Here is a 20833-nt window from a genome sequence, read left to right on the forward strand (position 1 = left end):
GTCTCCGGGGGTTGGCGAGAGTCCCCCGTGGTTGGGTGCTCTCCCCCCAGCCCGGGGGGGGGGGGGGGGGGGCCCCCCCCCCCCCCCCCCGAGGCGGCGGCTCCCCCGTTACGGAGGACCGGTCGAGAAGTCCTCATCGGTCACGAATGTCCCTGCCGGTGAGCACGGCCCATTGCAGGCACCGGGCCCGGTGGCGGTCAGGTGTGTGGCCGCCGCCGGGCCGGCGTGCCCCTTCCGGGTGGCGTCAGCCGCGCGGCGGGACGGCGACGAACGCCTCGCGCGGCGAGTCGGTCGGCGTGTAGCGGATGACGCCCGGCGTGGTCGGCACCAGGTCCTTGTGGATCGCCTCCGCCACGTTCTGGATCGTGGTGACCCCGTAGTCCATGGTGCTGTTGTCCTGCGTCAGCACACTGATCATGTAGTCGTGGCCGGCACCGTTGAAGGTGCCCAGGCTGTGCACCCGCCAGCCGTGCGTGGCGCGCTGCAACCAGCCGTTCTTCACGTGCACGGCGACAGACGAAGGCGCCCCCGCCGGAGTGCCCCAGCGCTGGTCCGCGACGACCTGGCCCATCAACTTCAGGATGTAGGCACGGGAGTTGTCGCTCAGCACGGTGTTCTGGGCGGTGATCAGCTTGAGCAGCTTCTGCTCGTCCTCGACGTTCTCCTGGGTCAGACCCCAGTAACCGTCCGCCCCCGGCACGGTGTTCGTCATGCCGGCCGCCGTCAGGAAGCCCTGGATCTTCGCCATGCCCAACTGCTTCCACAGCTTGCTGGTCGCGTCGTTGTCCGACTGGGTGATCATCGCCTTGGCGAGGTCGGCCTCGGTGTCGGTCAGGTACCGGTTGGTCTTCTTCGCGTCCCACAGCAGCGTGGCGAGGACGGTGACCTTCACGGTGCTGGCCGAGTCGAAGGCCGTGGCGCCGTTCAGCGTGCAGGTGGTGCCGGTGGAGCGGTCGTACACGCCGAGGGCGACGGTGCCTTCGCGGTTCGCGAGGGCCGCCGTGATGTCCTGCGTCAGCTTCTCGGCGAGGCCGGCAGTGGCGGACGTGCACTCGATGGCGGCCGTCGGTGCCGCCGCGGCCGGGAGGGCGCTGGCACCGACGAGAAGCGTCGCGCCGAGGGTGGTCGTAATGGCCCCGGTTGCGCGGGATATCCGGTGGGTCATGAAAGGTTCCCCCTTGTGACGTCGGACGGATGTCCTGTGGTACACATGTTCGCAGGGCGGGAGTTGACCCGATCGGGTGGGGTGGGCCACCGGAGCCGGCGGTCCGCCGGCGAGGACCGGACCGGCCGATCCGCCTGCCACGACGGCCCGTTGGCGTGGTCTCGCGCCGCCCGTGTGCCCGCGCACGCTCCCGTCGCGTCTCTGCCGCGAACCGTCGTCGGCACACGCGGCTCGGCGCCACGGTCGGCGTCCTCCCGGGGCCCGGTGCGACCAGGGAGGGGAAAGGGAAGGAAAGACGACGGGCACAGCGGGGCGGGCGGTGGCGTGATCACCGGCAGGTGATCGACGCGATGGCGTTCCGGTAACACCATCGTCCGGGCTCGTCAGCACGCCGCCCGGGCGCCTCAAAAGGGGCCCGGCGGCGAGCCGGACGACCATGCCCTCGGACGGTCCCGGGGCGGGTGCCGCGGCCGACCGGCCGCCCCTGGACCCACCGGAGGCGGTCCTGGCCGACAAGGCCTGCTCATCCCGCGCGATCCGGCCCGTCAAGAGGCGAGGCCGGTGCGGTGGCCGCCCGCCGGCCTTCGACCGCGAAGCGTACAAGCGGCGCAACAACCGCCTTCCCGGCCGGACTCCACATCGCCGCCCTCTTCATCCGGCCGGCCGGATGGTCCGGAGGGAACGGTCTAACGGCTCGCCGCCGTCGCGTCCGGGGTGCGGGTCAGGGCCGCCGCGGCGGCGCCGACCAGGCCCGCGTCGGTGCCCATCCGGGCGGGTACGACGGTCAGCCGCCGCACGAAGGACAGGGTCGCGTAGTCGGTGAGGGCCTTGCGCAGCGGGGTGAACAGGATCTCGCCCGCCTTGCCGACCCCGCCGCCGACCACCGCGATGTCGATCTCGACCAGGGTCGCGGTGGCCGCGATCCCGGCGGCCAGCGCCTGCGCCGCCCGCTCGAAGGAGGCGACGGCGACCGGATCGCCCGCGCGGGCGGCGGCGGCCACCGCCGCGGCCGAGGTGTCGCCGTCGGGGCCCGGGCGCCAGCCCCGTTCCAGGGCCCGGCGCGCGATGTTGGGCCCGCTGGCGAGGCGCTCCACACAACCGCGTGCGCCGCACGGGCAGGGATCGCCGTCGAGGTCGACGCTGATGTGGCCGATGTGACCGGCGTTGCCGGTCGGGCCCGGGTGGAGCCGTCCGCCGAGCACCAGGCCGCCCCCGACGCCGGTGGACACCACCATGCACAGCGCGTTGTCGTGGCCCCGAGCGGCGCCCTGCCAGTGCTCGGCCGCCGTGATCGCGACGCCGTCGCCGATCAGCTCGACCGGCAGTCCCCCGGTGGCCGTGCGCACCCGGTCGACCAGCGGGTACTCCCGCCAGCCGGGCACGTTCACCGGGCTCACGGTGCCCGCCGAGGCGTCCACCGGGCCGGCGCTGCCGATGCCGACCGCACCGGCGCGTTCCCACAGCGGCGACCCGGCCAGCTCGCCGAGGACCTCCTCGACGGCCCGCATGACCGTTTCGCCGTCCTGCCGGGCGGGCGTGGGGCGCTGGGCGCGGACCAGGAGCCGTCCGGTGCCGTCCACCAGCGCGCCGGCGATCTTGGTGCCGCCGATGTCCAGGGCCGCCACGAGGTCGGTGTGCATCAGAGTCAGATCTCCCCGTTGAAAGCTTGAAAACCATAGAAGAGCAGGCCGGTCAAGCGGTGGGGGCGCAGGCCGGTGACAGCGGTGGACAGTCTCTCTCGCACCTGACAACGTTGTCCAGGCTCTATGCTCGACGCCACATCCTCATACAAGCCCACGGATCCCGCACCGCCGTGGCGCCGAGCGATGACAGCCGGACGACAGACAGGACAGCGCACGTGCCCGAGACCACCCGCCGCGCAGACCGCCTCCCCGGGAACCGGTACGGCAACCGCCCGACCATGAAGGACGTGGCGGCCCGCGCCGGGGTCGGGCTGAAGACGGTCTCCCGCGTGGTCAACGGCGAGCCCGGGGTCACCCCGGACACCGAGCGCCGGGTGCAGGAGGCGATCGACGCGCTCGGCTTCCGCCGCAACGACAGCGCGCGGGTGCTGCGCAAGGGCCGGACCGCGAGCATCGGGCTGGTGCTGGAGGATCTCGCGGACCCGTTCTACGGACCGCTCAGCCGCGCGGTCGAGGAGGTGGCCCGCGCCCACGGCGCGCTGCTGATCAACGGCTCCAGCGCGGAGGATCCCGAGCGGGAGCGGGAACTGGCGCTCGCGCTGTGCGCGCGCCGGGTGGACGGACTGGTGGTGATCCCGGCCGGGGACGACCACCGGTATCTGGAGCCGGAGATCAGGGCGGGTGTGGCCACCGTGTTCGTGGACCGCCCGGCCGGCCGGATCGACGCCGACGTGGTCCTGTCCGACAACTACGGCGGCGCCCGCGACGGTGTCGCCCATCTCGTGGCGCACGGCCACCGGCGGATCGGGTTCATCGGCGACATGCCGCGGATCCACACGGCCGGTGAGCGGCTGCGCGGTTACCGGGCGGCCATGGAGGACGCCGGGATAACCGTCGAGGAGCGCTGGATGTCCCTCGGCGCGACCGACCCGGAGCGGGTGCGCCGGGCGGCGGAGGAGATGCTGACCGGTCCCGACCCCGTGACCGCGGTCTTCGCCGGCAACAACCGGGTGACGGTCACCGTGGTCCGGGTGCTGGCCGAGTGGTCCCGCCGGGTCGCGCTCGTCGGCTTCGACGACTTCGAACTGGCCGATCTGCTCCGGCCCGGCGTCACGGTCGTCGCCCAGGACTCGGCGGCCCTCGGCCGCACGGCCGCCGAACGCCTCTTCCGCCGGCTGGACGGCACCCCCCTCGCCCCGGAGCGCCTGGAACTCCCGACCCGCCTGATCGCCCGCGGCTCGGGCGAGCTGCCGCCGGCGGACTGAACGCGGAGGGCGTACGGGGCGTTCACCGCCTCGCCCCAGCCCTCGGCCCCCGGTGCCCGGAAGGCGCCGGGGGCCGAAGGGCCGGTCCGCTACTGCGCGGACGCCGTCAGGTCGCCGCGGCGGGGGGACGCGAAGGATTCCAGGTCGGCCCGGGTCAGGCCGGTGAGGCGGGCCACCTCGGCGATGTCCAGGGCGCCGCAGTCGAGGCCGCGCAGCAGGTAGCCGCTGAGGGCCTTGGCGGTGGCGGGCTCGTCCATGACGTCGCCGCCGGCGCGGTTGGCGTACCGGGCGAGGCGGGCCGCGGCCTGCTCGAAGCCCTCGCGGTAGAAGGCGAAGACGGCGGCGTAGCGGGTGGGGATGTGGCCGGGGTGCATGTCCCAGCCCTGGTAGTAGGCGCGGGCCAGCGCCCGCCGGGTCAGGCCGTAGTGGAGGCGCCAGGCGTCGTGGACCTTCGCCGTCGGGCCGACGGGCAGGACGTTCGTGGAGCCGTCCGAGACGCGCACGCCGGTGCCGGCCGCCGCGACCTGCATGACCGCCTTGGCGTGGTCGGCGGCCGGGTGGTCGCTGGCCTGGTAGGCGGCGGAGACGCCGAGGCAGGCGCTGTAGTCGAAGGTGCCGTAGTGCAGCCCGGTGGCGCGGCCCCCGGCGGCCTGGATCATCCGGGCGACCGTGGCGGTGCCGTCGGTGGCCAGGATGGACTGGCTGGTCTCGATCTGGATCTCGAAGCCCAGCCGGCCGGCGTCCAGTCCGTGTGCCTTCTCGAAGGCCTCCAGCAGCCGGGCGAAGGCGCCGACCTGCTCGGGGTAGGTCACCTTGGGGAGGGTCAGGACCAGGCCCTCGGGCAGCCCGTCGGCCTCCATCAGCCCGGTGAGGAAGACATCGAGAGTGCGGATGCCCCGGTCCCGTACGGCGGCCTCCATGCACTTCATACGGATGCCCATGTACGGCGCCGCCGTGCCGTCCCGGTACGCCTCGGCGATCAGCCGGGCGGCGCGGGCGGCCGTCGCGTCCTCCTCGGCGTCGGGGCGGGGGCCGTAGCCGTCCTCGAAGTCGACGCGCAGGTCCTCGACGGGCTCGCGCTCCAGCTTGGCCCGGACACGGGAGTAGACCGGCTCGGCCAGTTCGTCCGACAGGCCGAGGACGTCCGCGAAGGAGGCGGCGTCCGGGGCGTGTTCGTCCAGCGCCGCGAGCGCCCGGTCGCCCCAGGAGCGGAGGGTGTCCGCGGCGAAGGCGTCGCCGGGCACGTACACGGTGTGGACGGGCTGCCGGGTGCCCGGGTCCCCGGGGTAGCGGCGCTCCAGCTCCGCGTCGACCGATGCGAGGGAGGCGCTGATCTCCTCGCTGACGGCACCCGCGAGGCTGGTCGCCACCTTCTCCTGCTGACCCATCCCACACCCTCCAGTTTTCCGCTCTATGGAATCAACAATCCGTATAGTGAAGCTATCTGGCAACCTTCCCGCCGGTCAACACCGCACCGGCACCCGTGGCCCGGGCGGGCGCCCGGCCTGGTCCCTACGGCACCACGGCACCGGCCGCCGGACAAGGCGAGGCCCCCGTGACCGGCGGCGCGGTCACGGGGGCCTCGTACAGCGGGTTCCGGGGATCAGCCCTTGCGGGTCTTGATCTCCTCGGTCAGCTGCGGCACGACGTCGAACAGGTCGCCGACCACGCCGTAGTCGACCAGCTCGAAGATCGGGGCCTCCGCGTCCTTGTTGACGGCCACGATCGTCTTGGAGGTCTGCATGCCGGCGCGGTGCTGGATGGCGCCGGAGATGCCGTTGGCGATGTACAGCTGCGGCGAGACCGACTTGCCGGTCTGGCCGACCTGGTTGGTGTGCGGGTACCAGCCGGCGTCGACGGCGGCACGCGAGGCACCCACGGCCGCGCCCAGCTCGTCGGCCAGGGCCTCGATGATCGCGAAGTTCTCCGCGCCGTTCACACCGCGGCCACCGGAGACCACGATCGCGGCCTCGGTCAGCTCCGGACGGCCCGTCGACTCACGCGGCGTACGGCCGGTGACCTTGGTGCCGGTCGCCTTGTCGGAGAAGGTCACCGACAGGGCCTCGACGTCGCCCGCGGCCGGGGCGGCCTCGACGGCGGCCGAGTTCGGCTTGACCGTGATGACCGGGGTGCCCTTGACGGCCCGCGACTTGGTGGTGAAGGACGCGGCGAACACCGACTGGGTGGCCACCGGGCCCTCCTCGCCGGCCTCCAGGTCGACGGCGTCGGTGATGATGCCCGAGCCGATGCGCAGCGCCAGGCGGGCGGCGATCTCCTTGCCCTCGGCGGAGGACGGGACCAGCACGGCGGCCGGGGACACCTGCTCGTAGGCGGCCTGCAGCGCGTCCACCTTCGGCACGACCAGGTACTCGGCGTACTCGGAGGCGTCGTGGGTGAGCACCTTGACCGCGCCGTGCTCGGCGAGCGTGGCGGCGGTGTCGGCGGCGCCGTTGCCCAGCGCGACGGCGACGGGCTCGCCCAGGCGGCGGGCCAGGGTCAGCAGCTCCAGGGTGGGCTTGCGGACGGCACCGTCCACGTGGTCGACGTAGACGAGGACTTCAGCCATGGGATTGCTCTCCTGCGTAACGAAGTTGAGGGGCGGTCAGCGGGGGCGGGCCTCAGATGAACTTCTGGGCCGCGAGGAACTCAGCGAGCTGCTTGCCGCCCTCGCCCTCGTCCTTGACGATGGTGCCGGCCGTGCGCGCCGGACGCTCGGTCGCGGACTCGACCTTGGTGAAGGCACCCTCCAGGCCGACCTCCTCGGCCTCGATGTCGAGGTCGGACAGGTCCCAGGACTCCACCGGCTTCTTCTTGGCCGCCATGATGCCCTTGAAGGAGGGGTAGCGGGCCTCGCCGGACTGGTCGGTCACGGAGACGACCGCCGGGAGCTGCGCCTGGAGCTGCTCGCTGGCGGCGTCACCGTCGCGGCGGCCCTTGACCACGCCGTCCTCGACGGAGACCTCGGAGAGCAGGGTGACCTGCGGGACGCCCAGGCGCTCGGCGACCAGCGCCGGGACGACGCCCATGGTGCCGTCGGTGGAGGCCATGCCGGAGACGACCAGGTCGTAGCCCGCCTTCTCGATGGCCTTGGCCAGCACCAGGGAGGTGCCGATGGCGTCGGTGCCGTGCAGGTCGTCGTCCTCGACGTGGATGGCCTTGTCCGCGCCCATGGACAGGGCCTTGCGCAGCGCGTCCTTGGCGTCCTCGGGGCCGATCGTCAGCACGGTGACCTCGGCGTCGTCCGCGTTCTCCGCGATCTGGAGGGCCTGCTCGACCGCGTACTCGTCCAGCTCGGAGAGCAGACCGTCCACGTCGTCGCGGTCGACGGTCAGGTCATCGGCGAAGTGCCGGTCGCCAGTGGCGTCGGGCACGTACTTCACAGTGACAACGATCCTCAAGCTCACGCCGGCTCTCCTACTGCATCGTCATTTCGGGCTGCCTCTTGCAGGCAGCATAGGCGCCTCAAGCGGCCGATCCCGGTCGGGGCGTCCGAGCGCTCCGAACGAGATATTACTCGTCAGTACACCCGGTTCCTGCCCGCTAAGCAAGCGCTTTGAACTGTGACCTTCGCAACGCAGCGTAACCGGAACCCGACGCGTGCGTCGGGGTGCCGGGCGTGATCAATCCCGCAGCCCGTTGAAGCGGCCCTGGTGGTAGAGGAGCGGGCGTCCGGTGCCCGAGGGATCGCCGAGAAGGACCTCGGCCAGCACGATCCGGTGGTCCCCGGCCGGGACCCGTCCGACGATCCGGCACACCAGCCAGGCCAGCACGCCGTCCAGTACCGGAACCCCTTCCGGGCCCTCCCGCCAGGCGGTGGGCTCACCGAAGCGGTCGGCGCCGCTGCGCGCGAAGGTGGCGGCCAGCTCGCTCTGGTGCTCCCCGAGTATGTGCACGCCGACGTGGTCCGTCCCGGCGATCGCCGGCCAGCTGGAGGCGCCCGTGCCGATGCCGAAGGAGACGAGCGGGGGCTCGGCGGAGACGGAGGCGAGGGAGGTGGCGGTGAAGCCGACCGGGCCGAAGGCGCCGCGCGCGGTGATCACCGCCACGCCGGCGGCGTGCCGGCGGAAGGTGGAGCGCAACAGGTCCGGGGAGGCGAGCCGGGGGGTGCCGAGTCCGGGTGTGGCCGTCATGGGGTTGTCCTTCTGCCGGGGGTGACGAGCGGGTCCGCGGGTGCTCAACGGCCCGGACACCCCGCGCTCGCGGTCCGGGCCAGGTCGATGTGGGCCCGTCCGTGGAGAAGGAGTTCTGTCGGCATGCGGTCAGGTTGGCGACAGGTGCGGCGTACCGTCAAGCCGCTTCCGCGCCCCCGGGGACGGCACGCGGCGCGCCGGACCCCGCTCATACCGCGTCCCCCAGAGCCGCTATGACGTCGGCCTTCCGGGGCTGTCCGGTGGCGCGCCGCACCACCCGGCCGCCGGCGTCCAGCACCAGGACGGTGGGCGTCTCGCGGATCTCCAGTGCGCGTACGAGGCCGAGGTGGGCCTCCGCGTCGATCTCGACGTGGGTCACGCCCGGGACCATCCCGGCGACCTCGCCGAGGACCCGCCGGGTGGCCCGGCAGGGCGCGCAGAAGGCGCTGGAGAACTGCACCAGTGTGGCGCGTTCGCCCAGCGCGTTGTTGCCCAGTTCGGCCGCCTCGATGCGCCTGCCGTCGTCGCGCCCGCCCACCCAGCTCTCCCGTTCCGCCGCCGGCGCGGCTCGTCGCGGCGGGCACGCGTGAGGGGGCGCGCCGCCGGTTCGGTCGTCACCGGAACAACCGGTCGCGGGCCGCGGGGATTCCCGCCCGCGCCCCGGGCGGCGTAAACGGGATTTAAAAGATCCGAGGTGGGATGTAGGCCGACGTGACGAGGATCTCGCCGCCGTGCGGCACCAGAGCTGGCTACCCGTTCGTTCTTCGGGCACGATCTGCGAGACGCCGTAAACCTACGGCTGCGTAACCTTCCCGCCGGGAGCCCCCTTTCCCGAGCAGAGCAGAAAGGGCCCACCCCGCCCATGGCAGAGCTGGTCTACCGTCCCGTCATCGGTATCGCCAAGACGGCGTTCAAGGTCTGGGATCTGAAGATCGACTGCCGGGGGTCGGAGAACATCCCACGCTCGGGCGGCGCCGTGCTGGTGAGCAATCACATCAGCTACCTGGACTTCATCTTCAACGGCCTGGCCGCCCTGCCGCAGAATCGGCTGGTGCGCTTCATGGCGAAGGAGTCCGTCTTCCGGCACCGGATCTCCGGCCCGCTCATGCGCGGCATGAAGCACATCCCGGTGGACCGCGGACAGGGCGAGGCGGCGTACTCGCACGCGCTGGACGCGCTGCGCTCCGGCGAGGTGATCGGGGTGTTCCCGGAGGCGACGATCTCGCAGTCCTTCACGCTGAAGAGCTTCAAGTCGGGCGCGGCCCGGCTGGCCCAGGAGGCGGGCGTCCCGCTGATCCCGATGGCGGTGTGGGGCACGCAGCGGCTGTGGACCAAGGGGCAGCCGCGCAACTTCCGGCGCAGCCACCTGCCCGTCACCGTCCGGGTGGGCGAGGCGGTGGAGGCGCCCCGCGACCAGTACGCCGGTGCCATCACCCGCCGGCTGCGCGAACGCGTCCAGGAACTGCTGGAGGCCGCCCAGCGCGCCTACCCGGGCCGCCCCAAGGGCCCGGAGGACTCCTGGTGGCTGCCCGCCCACCTGGGCGGTACGGCGCCCACGACGGAGGAGCTGCGGGCGGTCCGGGCCTGACGCCCTCAACGCCCGGGTGCGTCGCCGGGCAGCGCACCGCGGCACGGGACCTCAGAGGCTCGAGGGGAGTGTCTTCCACAGGTGCGGGCGGTCGGGGGCCGTGCGCAGGGCGGTGAGGACCGCCGGGTGCGGGGCGGCGTACAGGCCCGGGTAGTCCGTCTCGCCGGCCGCGGGGTCGGGGATCCACGCCAGCCGCTCGCCGTCGAGGGAGAAGCGCGCGTCCACGCCCGGCTTGTTGCCCCGGGGGTCCTGCCGGTGCCAGGCGCCGTGGAAGCGTACGGCGGCCAGGCCGTGGAGCAGATGCCCGCCCGCGTCGTCGGTCAGCCGCTGGTAGCACAGGGCCGTCGGGATGTCCTCGGCCCGCAACAGCGCGGCCAGAGCATGCGACTTGGCGTGGCAGATGCCGGTGCCCAGGGCCAGTACGTCGGAGGCGCGCCAGGTGACGCGGAGGTCGCCGGAGTCCCGGGAGTGCGGAATGGCGTCCCGTACGAACTCATAGGCGGCCCGCGCATACTCATACGAGTCGGCGGCCCCGGCGGCGAGACGGGCCGCGGTCTCCCGGACCACCGGGTGGTGGTGGTCCACGACCTCGTCGGCGGCCAGGTAGGCGGACAGGTCGGCGGTGTTCTGGATCAGCTCCATGCCCGCAGAGCATAGGAACGCGATCACCCGGGCGTCAATGACTTTCCGGATGATCGCATATCTATGCAGTATCGGCGGGTTAGCGGGCCATCTCCTCCTTCAGGGCCGCCAGGAACGCGTCCACGTCGTCCTCCGTGGTGTCGAAGGAGCACATCCAGCGCACCACCCCGGCGGCCTCGTCCCAGAAGTAGAACCGGAACCGCTTCCGCAGCCGCTCGCCCACGTCGTGCGGGAGGCGGGCGAAGACGCCGTTGGCCTGCACCGGGTAGAGGATCTCCACGCCGTGCACCGCGCGCACGCCCTCGGCGAGCCGCTGCGCCATCTCGTTGGCGTGCCGGGCGTTGCGCAGCCACAGGTCCTTGGCGAGCAGCGCCTCCAACTGGACCGAGACGAAGCGCATCTTGGACGCCAGCTGCATCGACATCTTCCGCAGGTGCTTCAGCTTCCGCACCGCGTCCTGGTTGATGACGACGACGGCCTCGCCGAACAGCGCGCCGTTCTTCGTCCCGCCCAGCGAGAGGACGTCCACACCCACCGCGTTGGTGAACGTCCGCATGGGCACGTCCAGGGAGGCGGCGGCGTTGGCGATCCGAGAGCCGTCCAGGTGCACCTTCATGCCGTGCCCGTGCGCGTGATCGCAGATCGCGCGGATCTCCTCGGGCGTGTAGAGCGTGCCCAGCTCGGTGGACTGGGTGATCGACACGACCTGCGGCATGGCGCGGTGCTCGTCCTCCCAGCCCCAGGCCTGCCGGTCGATCAGCTCCGGGGTGAGCTTGCCGTCGGGCGTGGGCACGGTGAGCAGCTTCAGCCCGCCCATGCGCTCGGGGGCGCCGCCCTCGTCGACGTTGATGTGCGCGCTCTCGGCGCAGATCACCGCGCCCCAGCGGTCGGTGACCGCCTGGAGCGCGACCACGTTGGCGCCGGTGCCGTTGAAGACCGGGAAGGCCTCGGCGGTGGCCCCGAAATGGCCGCGGACGATCCGCTGGAGGTGCTCGGTGTAGTCGTCCTCGCCGTACGCCACCTGGTGGCCGCCGTTGGCGAGGGCCAGGGCGGCCAGCACCTCGGGGTGGACTCCGGCGTAGTTGTCACTGGCGAAACCGCGGACCTGCGGGTCGTGATGGCGACGCGCGTCGGTCTTGGGAGGGTTCACGGCTTCTCGGTCAGCCACAGACGGTTTCCGTTCACTTCTGCGGCGGGCTTGCTCCAGACGCCCTCGACGGCCTCGGCCAGGTCCTTGACGTCCGTGAAGCCCGCGAACTTCGCGTTGGGGCGTTCGGCGCGCATCGCGTCGTGCACCAGCGCCTTCACCACCAGGATGGCAGCCGCCGCACGCGGGCCCTGCTCGCCCCCGGCCCTGCGGAAACCGTCGGCCATCGCGAGCGTCCAGGCCTCGGCGGCGGCCTTGGCGGCGGAGTACGCCGCGTTGCCGGCCGTGGGCCTGGAGGCGCCGGCGGCGCTGATGAGCAGGTACCGGCCGCGGTCGCCGCGCTGGAGGGCGTCGAAGAAGGCGAGGGAGGTGTGCTGGACCGTGCGGACGAGCAGCTTCTCCAGCAGGTCCCAGTCGGCGAGGTCGGTGTCGGCGAAGGTGGCGCTGCCGCGCCAGCCGCCCACCAGGTGGACCAGGCCGTCGACGCGGCCGTGGTCCTCCTCGATGCGCGCGGCCCACGCCCGGGTGTCCTCCAGGTCGAGCAGGTCGACGGTCTCGCCGGTGACCGTGGCGCCGCCGCGGGCGTAGCGCGCCGCGTCGACGGCCTCGGCCAGGCGCTCGGGGTTGTTGTCGGCGCCGACGACGACCGCGCCCGCCTCGGCGAGCCGGACCAGCGTCGCGTGCCCGGCGGGGCCGCCCGCGCCGGCCACCGCGATCACCGCACCGCTGAGAGACCCATTGTTCCCCACGTTCCCCACGCCCTTCCCCTCTTGAACAGTGTGCCGGCCGCGGTCGCTCACGCGGCGATCCGCTCGGTGCCGTCCGCCGTGATGCCCTTGGTGGAGGCGATCACATTCTTCAGTTTCTTGGACAGCGCCTCATAGAACATGCTCAGCGGAAACTCGTCCGGGAGCACGTCGTCCACCAGTTTGCGCGGCGGCTGGGTCAGGTCCAGGGCGTCGGGGCCCTTGGCCCACCTGGAGCCGGGGTGCGGGGCGAGGTAGGTGCGCACCAGTTCGTAGCCGGCGAACCAGTGCACGAGCTTGGGGCGGTCGATGCCGTCCCGGTAGAGCCGCTCGATCTCGGCGCACAGCTCGTTGGTGACCTGCGGGGCGCGCTCCCAGTCGATGGAGAGCTTGTTGTCCGTCCAGCGGATGACGTCGTGCCGGTGCAGGTAGGCGAAGAGCAGCTGCCCGCCGAGGCCGTCGTAGTTGCGGTTGCGGTCGCCGGTGACGGGGAAGCGGAACATGCGGTCGAAGAGCACCGCGTACTGCACGTCACGGGCCTGCGGAACGCCGTCCGCCTGGAGCTTCACGGCCTCCTTGAAGGCGGTGAGGTCACAGCGCAGCTCCTCCAGGCCGTACATCCAGAACGGCTGGCGCTGCTTGATCATGAACGGGTCGAACGGCAGGTCGCCGTGGCTGTGGGTGCGGTCGTGGACCATGTCCCACAGGACGAAGGCCTCTTCGCAGCGCTTCTGGTCGTGCACCATCGCGGCGACGTCCTCGGGCAGCTCCAGGCCCAGGATGTCCACGGCCGCCTCGGTGACGCGGCGGAACCGGGCGGCCTCGCGGTCGCAGAAGATGCCGCCCCAGGAGAAACGTTCCGGCGCCTCGCGGACGGCGATGGTCTCCGGAAAGAGGACGGCCGAGTTGGTGTCGTAGCCCGAGGTGAAGTCCTCGAAGGTGATGCCGCAGAAGAGCGGGTTGTCGTACCGGCTGCGCTCCAGCTCGGCCAGCCAGTCCGGCCAGACCATGCGCAGCACGACCGCCTCGAGGTTGCGGTCCGGGTTGCCGTTCTGCGTGTACATGGGGAAGACGACCAGGTGCTGGAGGCCGTCCACGCGGTGCGCGGCCGGCTGGAAGGCCAGCAGCGAGTCCAGGAAGTCCGGGACCTCGAAGCCGCCCTCGGCCCAGCGGCGCAGGTCCTTCACGAGGGCGTGGTGGTAGGCGGCGTCGTGCGGGACCAGCGGGGAGAGCCGCCCGACCGCGTCGGTGACGCGCTCGACGGCCGCCACCGCGTCGGCCCGTCGCGGGGCACCCTCGGCGTCGAAGTCGATCGAGCCGTCCTTCGACTGCCATGGCCGGATCTGCTCCACGGCATCCTTGAGCACGGTCCAGGCCGGGTGCTCGACCACCCTGGTCAGCGAAGGAGCCCTCTCCTCCACACCTGCCTGCACAAGAATTTCCGTCATGTCCCATCCTCCACGGGAGAACCTCGCGTGTGGTCACCGTATGCCCACCCCGTTTCTCTCAGCAAGAGCGAGGGCCGGAAATTCTTCTGCTCATCTCCTTGGTCACCGATGTTTTTCCTGTCGTAAACCGTGACCGCGCTCACTTTCGCCGACGGCGCACACTCCCCGGCGCGATGGCGCACCGGACGGTCAAGGAGAGGGGGACGCGCCCACGGGCGGGTGACGGCCGGGGCGGATACCGGCCAACGGGCGTCTGCCCCGGCTCCCGAATGCCCGGCGCCGCCACGGGTCCAACGCACGCACCGGCCATTAGGCTGCGGCCTGCCGCGTGGACGACGACGTCCGGCACGGGTCCGTCGGTCCGCGCGTCGCCGAGCCGCCGTCGACGGAAGCGAGTTGAACCTTGAACTTCCTTACCATCGGTCATCGCGGGGTCATGGGCGTCGAGCCCGAGAACACCCTCCGCTCCTTCGTCGCCGCGCAGCGGGCCGGCCTGGACCTGATCGAACTCGATCTGCACCTGAGCAAGGACGGCGCCCTGGTCGTCATGCACGACGCGGAGGTGGACCGGACCACCGACGGCTCCGGGTCGATCGCCGACAAGACCCTCGCGGAGCTGCGCGCCCTGGACGCGGGCCGCGGGGAGCGGGTGCCGGTGTTCGAAGAGGTGCTGGAGGCGGTGCGCACGCCGCTGCAGGCCGAGATCAAGGACGTGGCGGCGGCCCGGGCGCTCGCGGAGGTGATGCGGGCGCGGGACCTGACCGCGCGGGTGGAGGTGTCCTCGTTCCACGACGAGGCGATCGCCGAGATCGCCCGGCTGGTGCCGGGGGTGCGCACCGCGCTGATCGCCAGCCGGTACGGCACCGAGGTGGTGGACCGCGCGGTCGCGGCGGGCGCCGCGACCGTGTGCCTGAACATCCGCCGGCTGACCCTGGAGATCGTCGAGCACGCGCGCGCGTCCGGGCTGCGGATCATCGGCTGGGTGGTCAACACCCAGGACCACCTGCGGCTGGTCCGCGCCCTGGAGCTGGACGGGGCGACGACCGACTACCCGGAGATCAAGCGCACGGGCCGGTTCACGGCGTAGGCCCCGGCAGGGGGAACGCTCAGGTGAGCTCCTTGACCAGCAGCTCGAACTCCAGGTCGTCGCGCTGCGGGATGCCGAAGCGCTCGTCGCCGTACGGGAACGGGGACATCCGGCCCGTACGGCGGTAGCCGCGGCGTTCGTACCAGGCGATCAGTTCCTCGCGCACGGAGATCACCGTCATGTGCATCTCGCGGACGCCCCAGGTCTCACGGCAGCGGCGCTCCGCCTCCGCCATGACCACCTTGCCGAGGCCCGCGCCCTGCAGGTCGGGGCTCACCGCGAACATGCCGAAGTAGGCGTGGTCACCGCGGTGCTCCAGCTGGCAGCAGGCGATGATCCGGCCGTCCCGCTCGACGGTGAGCAGCCGGCTGTCCGGCGACTTGATCACCTCCAGCACGCCGTCGGGGTCGGTCCGTTGCCCCTGGAGGATGTCCGCCTCGGTGGTCCACCCGGCCCGGCTGCCGTCCCCCCGGTACGCCGACTCGACCAGCGCGACGAGGGCGTCCACGTCGGCGTCGGTGGCGTCACGGAAGGTGAGTCCGGTGGCGGCGGTGTCCATGGCGGTGATCTCCGATCTCGGGCGTGGCCGGGGCACGGAAGAGGGTAACCCTGCTGCATGGTGCATGTACTCAGCAGCCGGACCCTGCTCCGGCCCTCCGATCCCGAACGCTCCCGCGCCTTCTACGGCGGGCAGCTCGGCCTGTCCGTCCACCGCGAGTTCGGTACCGGCCCCGAGCGCGGCACGGTGTACTTCCTGGGCGGCGGCTTCCTGGAGCTGTCCGGCCGGTCCGACGCCCCGCCCTCGCCCGCGATACGGCTGTGGCTGCAGGTCGAGGACGCGACCGTGGCGTGCGAGGAGCTGCGGGCGCGGGGCGTGGAGATCGTGCGGCCCCCGGTGAAGGAGCCCTGGGGGCTGATCGAGATGTGGATCGCCGACCCCGACGGCACGCCGATCGTCCTGGTCGAGATCCCGGCGGACCATCCCCTGCGGTACCGGCCCGGAATCTAGTCCCGGCCCCCGCGACGCACCCGGTCCGGCGGCCGCCGCCTGGTGGCGGGCGGGCGCCGGCCGCCGGTCCCGGCCCTGGTCGGCCGGGCGGGGAGGCGGGCCCGACAGCCGGCGACGGTGGGGGCGAGCCCCGGCCGGCCGGCCGCCGCCGTCCTCGGCGGCCGGCGGCGACCGCCGGGCCCCGCCCCGGACAGCCCGGCGGGGCGGCCGGGCCGGGCGGCCGGTGTTCCGGGCGTGAGCGGGCCGGCCGGTGTGCCGGCTCCGGTGCGTGCGGACCGGTTCGTCGAAAGCCCGTGCCGAGCGGGCGCTCCACGGCGGCGGTGCCGTGAGCCTGTTCGCGGGCGGTACCCGGTCGGTCCCGCACGGCCGCGGCCACCGCCGCCGCACGGGCGCCGGCCGGAAGGCCCGCGGGGCCGGGACACGCGGGGCAGGGGGCGGGTTTGCGTTCGAGGGCGCTCCAGCTCCTAGCGTCGCACCGCACCACCTGCGACAAGGGAGGCACACGTGCGGTACACGCTGTTCGGACGGACCGGGTTGCGCGTCAGCGAGCTGGCGCTGGGCACCATGACCTTCGGGGAGGACTGGGGGTGGGGCGCCGACAAGGACACCAGCGCCCGGATCCTCGACGTCTACGCCGAGGCGGGCGGCAACTTCGTCGACACGGCGAACAACTACACCTCGGGCAGCGCCGAGCGGATCCTCGGCGAGCTGCTCGCCGGGCGCCGCGACCGGTTCGTGCTGGCGAGCAAGTACACCTGCGGCACCCTCGACGGCGACCCCAACACGGCGGGCAACCACCGCGCGAACCTGGTGCGGTCGGTCGAGGACAGCCTGCGCCGGCTGCGCACCGACCGGCTGGACGTGCTGTGGGTGCACGCCCGGGACAACTTCACCCCGGTGGAGGAGGTGATGCGCGCCCTGGACGACGTCGTCCGCGCCGGCAAGGTGCTCTACGTGGGTGTGTCGGACTGGCCGGCCTGGGAGACCGCGCAGGCCAACACACTCGCCGAGCTGCGCGGCTGGACCTGCTTCGCGGGTTCGCAGCTGCGCTACAGCCTGCTGGAGCGCACCCCGGAGCGGGAACTGCTGCCGCAGGCCCGGGCGTTCGACCTCGCCGTGTTCGCCTGGTCGCCGCTGGCGGAGGGCCGGCTCACCGGGAAGTACCGGCGCGGGGAGTCCGGGCGGCTGGATGCGCGTGAGGAGCCGCCCGGGGCGCGCGAGGAGGAGGTCGTCGGCGCGGTGCTGGAGGTCGCCGAGGCGGGCGGCTGGAGCCCGGCGCAGGTGGCCCTGGCCTGGCTGCTGGGCCGGCCGGGGAACGTGGTGCCGATCGTATCGGCCACCCGGCCGGAGCAGCTCGCGGACAACCTGGGGTGCACCGGGGTGCGGCTCGACGCGGACGCGCGGGCCCGCCTGGACGAGGTGAGCGCCGTCCCGCTGGGCTTCCCGCACGACTTCCTGCGGGAGGCCCCCATCACCCGCAACGTGTACGGCGACCGCTGGCCGGACATCGTCGACCGCCGCTCCACCTACCGCCGCACCGTGCACGACGTCCTCTGACGCCCGCCGGCCGGGGCCCGGTGCGGATCCGGCACGATCCGGGCGGGGGACCCCAGGGTCTGTCCGACACTTCGCGTCGTCGCCCGAAGGGCGGCCGCACGGCGTCAGGTGCGTGCTCTGGGGGTCCCCCCGGCCGAAGGCTGGGAGAGTGCCGGCCCCAGACCCTCGTACTGGACGTACTCGGGTCCGGGGCCGGTGCGGCGAGTGGGGGTGCCCCCTGCTCGAAGAGCTTGGGGGAGCGTGCGTGGCGTCGTGCGGCAGACGGGAATCGTCAGACAGACCCTAGGCCCGCAGCGCGCCCATCCGGCCCTCCAGGCGGCCCAGCAGCTCGGCGAGGAGGCCGGCCAGTTCGCCCTGGTCGTCGGGGGGCAGGACGGACAGGACGGCCGTCTCGTAGGCGAGTTGCTCGGGCAGGATGCCGTCGACCAGGTCGCGGCCGGCGTCGGTCAGCCGGACGTGGGCCACGCGCCGGTCGCGGGTGTCGCCGCGCCGGTCGACCAGGCCGCGCTCGGTCAGCTGCTTGAGCCGCTTGGTGACGGCGGCCCCGGAGGAGAACGTCTCCCGGGCCAGCTCCCCCGGGGTCAGCTCGTGGCCGGTGCGGCGCAGCGCGCCGAGCAGGTCGAACTCCGCGCGGCTCAGGCCGGCCCGGCGCAGCGGGGCGTCCTCGGCCTGCTGGAGCAGGGCGGCGCAGCGGTTGATCCGGCCGATGATCTCCATCGGCCCGGCGTCCAGCCGGGGGTGGACGGCCTGCCACTGACGGACGACGGCGGAGACGGTGTCGCCGCGCGCGGGGTCGGGGCCGGTCGCGTCGCTTCCGGGCGTCGCTTGGCCGTTCGTCGCCGTCATGGCCGCATGTCCTCCGTCGCCTTGTCCGGGTCCCGGTCGCCGCCCGGCGCCCGGCCCGGGTCCTCGTCCTGGTCCGGCGGTACGAGCCCCTGGCGCCGTACCGTCGCCGCGAGCGTACGGTGTCCGGCCTGCTCGGTGAGCACGACCCGCTCCTCGGGCAGGGCGCGCTGCCACCACTCGCCGGCGGCGGCGTCGGCGGTGGCGCGCAGGTCGACCAGGGCGGCGGCCAGGGTGCGGCGGGCGGATTCCAGGGCGCCGGGCCGCGGGTGCGGCTCCGCGAGCAGGCGGGCGGCGTGCTCGCGGGCGCGTTCAGCGGCGGTCAGCGCGTGTTCCAGGCGGGCGCCGGCACGCCGGTTGGTGACGGCGACGGCGGCGGCGAAGCCGACCAGCGCGCCGATCAGGGTGTCCACGACCCGGTCGGTGATCAGCTCGCCCGCGTCCTGGCTGCGGGCGAACTCGGTGATCAGCAGGGCCATCGGTGTGACGCAGACGCTGCCCAGCCAGTAGTTGCGGCCGATCAGCGCCTCGGCGCCGAAGTTGAGGGCGAGCGAGACCAGCACCAGGGCGGCGGGGTGCAGATGGGTGAGCGGGGCGAGCGCGGCGAAGACGAGGACGCCGACGAGGTTGCCGACGACCCGCTGGACGCCCCGGCTCCAGGTGAGGGTGACGTTGGCCTGGTAGAGGGAGGCCGCGGTGACCAGCGCCCAGTAGGGGCGGCCGACGCCGAGGGCGAGGGCGGCGTATCCGGCGAGGGCGCAGCCGAGCGCGGTGCGTACGGCGAGCGGGGCGAGGGGGGCGAGGCGGTGCCGGAGGGAGCGGGGCGGCACGGCCTGTTCGGCGGCGACGCCGAGGAGTTCGTCGGCGGACGCGTCCGTCGGTTCGACCCGCGGGACCCGGCCGGTGCCGCGCAGGGCGCGGGCCCAGTCGCGCAGCCGTGCGGGGTCGGCGTCGGCGGGCGCGGCGAGGGCGACCTCGGCGCGGACCAGGAGCTGTTCGAGGGCGCGCCGGGTGCCGTCGGGGCGGGCGCCGGCGGCGAGCAGCGACTGCCAGGCGGCGTGGATCGCGGCGGCGCAGGCGGCGCGGGCCCGGGCGTGGCCGTCGGCGGTGCCGCGGGTGGCGGCGTACGCGGCGGCGGCGTTCAGGGCCTGGGCGGTGGCGCGGCGCTCGGGGCCGTGCGGGCGCAGCAACCCGGGTGCCATGCCGATCAGCCAGGCCCAGGCGCCGGCGGCCAGGGCCAGCCCGAGGTGTCCCGGGAGCCGGTCGGGGGTCTGGGGGGCGAAGAGCGAGGCGGAGCTGATGAAGGTGAGGACCACGTTGCCGGGCGGGCCGACGCGGGTGGCGTCGCACACCGTCTTCTGGACCGCCGCGAGGACGGCGCCGACGGTGACGAGGACGACGGCGTTCGTGGTCAGCGCCGAGGCGAGCAGGGCCACGGCGAGGCCGCCGACCATGCCGAGCACCACCCAGGCGAGGGTGCGGGCGCGGGCGGCGTAGGGCCGGTTGTGGCCGTAGAGCGCGCACAGCGATCCGGCCATGGTGTACATGGCGAGATCGAGCCGGCCGAGGGCCAGCAGCAGGAGGTTGGGCGGGGCGACCGCGGCGACCACGCTGAGTGCGGGCTTGAACCAGATGTCGGAGGGACGGCCGAGGCGGAGCACTCCGGCGAGGGGAAGACGGTGGGGGGTCGCACTGCTCATATCACCAATTTAGCACGTGTTTTACTCGTAAAATAATTTGCACCCCGAGGTCACGGTCCGCGCTCCCCCGAATGCTCCCCGCGTACCCCCTTGCGCTCGCGTGCGCTCCGCCGGGCCCGGGCATGGCGTCCCTGGGGCGCGCGGGTCGGCCGCCGTCCCGGACCGACCGTCGAGCGGGAGGTGCGCGTGCACGGACCGGTGTCGACAGCCTGGCTGCTGGTGGCGCTGAGCGCGGCGACCGGGGCCTACTGCCTGCTGCGGATGCGCAGCGGTGTGGCGGAGCAGCGCCGGGCCGCGGGCGGTGACGCGCTGATGGGCTTCGGGATGGCCGTCATGGCCGTGCCCGCGGCGGTGTTCACGCCGCCCGGCTGGGCGTGGCCGGTGTACGCGGCCGTGTTCGGCGCGGCGACGCTGCGCGCGCTGTGGGCGGCGCGCGACGGCCTGAGCCATCTGCACCACCTGGTGGGCAGCGCGGCGATGGTCTACATGGCGGTGGCGATGGCCGGCGCCCCGCCCGCCGCCCACCACGGGCACGGCGGCGCGGGCGTCCCTCCGCTGACCGGCGTTCTGCTGCTGTACTTCACCGGCTATGTGCTGCTCTCGGGCGCGCGGCTGGTGCCGGCCGCCGCGCCCGTGGGCGGGACGGGGCCGGACGGCTGGGGCGACCGCCCGGAACTGGCCCGGGCGTGCCGGCTGTCGATGGGGATCGGCATGGTGGCGATGCTGCTGGCGATGTGAGGACGACGGGCCGCCCGCCCCGCGCGCCCGGCCGGCCGGCCGACGCGCACGCCGGGCCACCCACCGCGCGCCGGGCCGCCCCCTGCGCGCCACAGGCCCCCGGTCCGCCCGCGGACCGCCCAACC

The 20833-nt window shown here is 73.4% G+C and carries 19 protein-coding genes and 3 pseudogenes; 8 read left to right on the plus strand and 14 right to left on the minus strand.

Going from position 1 to position 20833, the window contains the following annotated elements; translation table 11 throughout:
* Positions 1-244 precede the first annotated feature (244 nt).
* The gene (locus ACZ4W9_RS26415) at positions 245-1165 is read right to left on the minus strand and encodes a serine hydrolase (protein ID WP_467939956.1); all 921 of its coding nucleotides are present in this window, start codon (positions 1163-1165) and stop codon (positions 245-247) included.
* A 363-nt stretch (positions 1166-1528) separates the two neighbouring features.
* Here ACZ4W9_RS26415 and ACZ4W9_RS26420 point away from each other — a divergent pair.
* Positions 1529-1627, plus strand: a pseudogene (locus tag ACZ4W9_RS26420) (IS5 family transposase); the annotation flags it as partial.
* A pseudogene (locus tag ACZ4W9_RS26425) lies at positions 1617-1778 on the plus strand (IS5/IS1182 family transposase); the annotation flags it as partial. The pseudogenes ACZ4W9_RS26420 and ACZ4W9_RS26425, both read left to right, overlap by 11 nt.
* A gap of 73 nt (positions 1779-1851) precedes the next feature.
* Here the strand turns inward: ACZ4W9_RS26425 and ACZ4W9_RS26430 are convergent.
* Positions 1852-2805: an ROK family protein gene (locus ACZ4W9_RS26430; RefSeq protein WP_467939957.1), complete on the minus strand. Its 954-nt coding sequence runs from the start codon at positions 2803-2805 to the stop codon at positions 1852-1854.
* 218 nt (positions 2806-3023) lie between these two features.
* Between ACZ4W9_RS26430 and ACZ4W9_RS26435 the strand changes: the two genes are divergently transcribed.
* A complete protein-coding gene (locus ACZ4W9_RS26435; RefSeq protein ID WP_467939959.1) occupies positions 3024-4073 on the plus strand; it encodes a LacI family DNA-binding transcriptional regulator in 1050 nt (349 codons plus the stop codon).
* Between the two features lie 89 nt (positions 4074-4162).
* On the opposite strand, the gene ACZ4W9_RS26440 is transcribed toward ACZ4W9_RS26435, so the two are convergent.
* The 5 genes and pseudogenes from ACZ4W9_RS26440 to ACZ4W9_RS26460 all read right to left on the minus strand — a co-directional run bounded on the left by ACZ4W9_RS26440 (position 4163) and on the right by ACZ4W9_RS26460 (position 8821).
* The gene (locus tag ACZ4W9_RS26440; protein ID WP_467939960.1) at positions 4163-5461 is read right to left on the minus strand and encodes a DUF6986 family protein; all 1299 of its coding nucleotides are present in this window, start codon (positions 5459-5461) and stop codon (positions 4163-4165) included.
* A 215-nt stretch (positions 5462-5676) separates the two neighbouring features.
* Entirely contained in the window at positions 5677-6639 is a 963-nt protein-coding gene (locus tag ACZ4W9_RS26445) for an electron transfer flavoprotein subunit alpha/FixB family protein (RefSeq protein WP_467939961.1), read from the minus strand.
* Positions 6640-6691: 52 nt separating this feature from the next.
* The gene (locus tag ACZ4W9_RS26450) at positions 6692-7477 is read right to left on the minus strand and encodes an electron transfer flavoprotein subunit beta/FixA family protein (protein ID WP_467939963.1); all 786 of its coding nucleotides are present in this window, start codon (positions 7475-7477) and stop codon (positions 6692-6694) included.
* Positions 7478-7693: 216 nt separating this feature from the next.
* Positions 7694-8203, minus strand: coding sequence for a flavin reductase family protein (locus tag ACZ4W9_RS26455; RefSeq protein WP_467939964.1), 510 nt, complete (start codon positions 8201-8203; stop codon positions 7694-7696).
* Positions 8204-8411: 208 nt separating this feature from the next.
* Positions 8412-8821, minus strand: a pseudogene (locus ACZ4W9_RS26460) (thioredoxin family protein).
* Positions 8822-9065: 244 nt separating this feature from the next.
* On the opposite strand from ACZ4W9_RS26460, the gene ACZ4W9_RS26465 reads away from it, so the two are divergent.
* The gene (locus ACZ4W9_RS26465) at positions 9066-9791 is read left to right on the plus strand and encodes a lysophospholipid acyltransferase family protein (protein ID WP_467939965.1); all 726 of its coding nucleotides are present in this window, start codon (positions 9066-9068) and stop codon (positions 9789-9791) included.
* A 51-nt stretch (positions 9792-9842) separates the two neighbouring features.
* Here the strand turns inward: ACZ4W9_RS26465 and ACZ4W9_RS26470 are convergent, their stop codons facing one another.
* The 4 genes from ACZ4W9_RS26470 to ACZ4W9_RS26485 form a co-directional block, all read right to left on the minus strand.
* Complete coding sequence (locus tag ACZ4W9_RS26470; RefSeq protein ID WP_467939967.1) at positions 9843-10433, minus strand: transglutaminase-like domain-containing protein; 591 nt, start codon at positions 10431-10433, stop codon at positions 9843-9845.
* A gap of 79 nt (positions 10434-10512) precedes the next feature.
* A complete protein-coding gene (locus ACZ4W9_RS26475; protein ID WP_467939968.1) occupies positions 10513-11583 on the minus strand; it encodes a threonine aldolase family protein in 1071 nt (356 codons plus the stop codon).
* A complete protein-coding gene (locus tag ACZ4W9_RS26480; RefSeq protein ID WP_467939970.1) occupies positions 11580-12380 on the minus strand; it encodes an SDR family NAD(P)-dependent oxidoreductase in 801 nt (266 codons plus the stop codon). The genes ACZ4W9_RS26475 and ACZ4W9_RS26480 overlap by 4 nt, the downstream gene beginning before the upstream one ends.
* Positions 12377-13774 (minus strand): DUF6421 family protein, encoded by a 1398-nt coding sequence (locus ACZ4W9_RS26485; protein ID WP_467939971.1) that lies wholly within the window; start codon positions 13772-13774, stop codon positions 12377-12379. Before ACZ4W9_RS26485 ends, ACZ4W9_RS26480 begins: the two co-directional genes overlap by 4 nt.
* A 403-nt stretch (positions 13775-14177) precedes the next feature.
* On the opposite strand from ACZ4W9_RS26485, the gene ACZ4W9_RS26490 reads away from it, so the two are divergent.
* Entirely contained in the window at positions 14178-14861 is a 684-nt protein-coding gene (locus tag ACZ4W9_RS26490; protein ID WP_467939972.1) for a glycerophosphodiester phosphodiesterase, read from the plus strand.
* A gap of 19 nt (positions 14862-14880) precedes the next feature.
* Here ACZ4W9_RS26490 and ACZ4W9_RS26495 read toward each other — a convergent pair whose 3' ends face one another.
* Positions 14881-15420 (minus strand): GNAT family N-acetyltransferase, encoded by a 540-nt coding sequence (locus ACZ4W9_RS26495; protein ID WP_467939974.1) that lies wholly within the window; start codon positions 15418-15420, stop codon positions 14881-14883.
* A 57-nt stretch (positions 15421-15477) separates the two neighbouring features.
* On the opposite strand from ACZ4W9_RS26495, the gene ACZ4W9_RS26500 reads away from it, so the two are divergent.
* Both ACZ4W9_RS26500 and ACZ4W9_RS26505 read left to right on the plus strand, forming a co-directional pair.
* Positions 15478-15870: a VOC family protein gene (locus ACZ4W9_RS26500; protein WP_467939976.1), complete on the plus strand. Its 393-nt coding sequence runs from the start codon at positions 15478-15480 to the stop codon at positions 15868-15870.
* Between the two features lie 504 nt (positions 15871-16374).
* Positions 16375-17427 (plus strand): aldo/keto reductase, encoded by a 1053-nt coding sequence (locus ACZ4W9_RS26505; protein ID WP_467939977.1) that lies wholly within the window; start codon positions 16375-16377, stop codon positions 17425-17427.
* A 282-nt stretch (positions 17428-17709) separates the two neighbouring features.
* Here ACZ4W9_RS26505 and ACZ4W9_RS26510 read toward each other — a convergent pair whose 3' ends face one another.
* Complete coding sequence (locus tag ACZ4W9_RS26510; protein WP_467939978.1) at positions 17710-18273, minus strand: MarR family winged helix-turn-helix transcriptional regulator; 564 nt, start codon at positions 18271-18273, stop codon at positions 17710-17712.
* Positions 18270-19970 carry an FUSC family protein gene (locus tag ACZ4W9_RS26515; protein ID WP_467939979.1) on the minus strand — a complete coding sequence of 567 codons (1701 nt, stop codon included), beginning with the start codon at positions 19968-19970 and terminating at the stop codon, positions 18270-18272. Before ACZ4W9_RS26515 ends, ACZ4W9_RS26510 begins: the two co-directional genes overlap by 4 nt.
* A 186-nt stretch (positions 19971-20156) precedes the next feature.
* Here ACZ4W9_RS26515 and ACZ4W9_RS26520 point away from each other — a divergent pair, with 186 nt between their 5' ends.
* Positions 20157-20708, plus strand: coding sequence for a DUF5134 domain-containing protein (locus tag ACZ4W9_RS26520; RefSeq protein ID WP_467939981.1), 552 nt, complete (start codon positions 20157-20159; stop codon positions 20706-20708).
* Positions 20709-20833 lie beyond the last annotated feature (125 nt).

It is taken from the genome of Streptomyces sp. NPDC029296 (genome assembly GCF_055569255.1).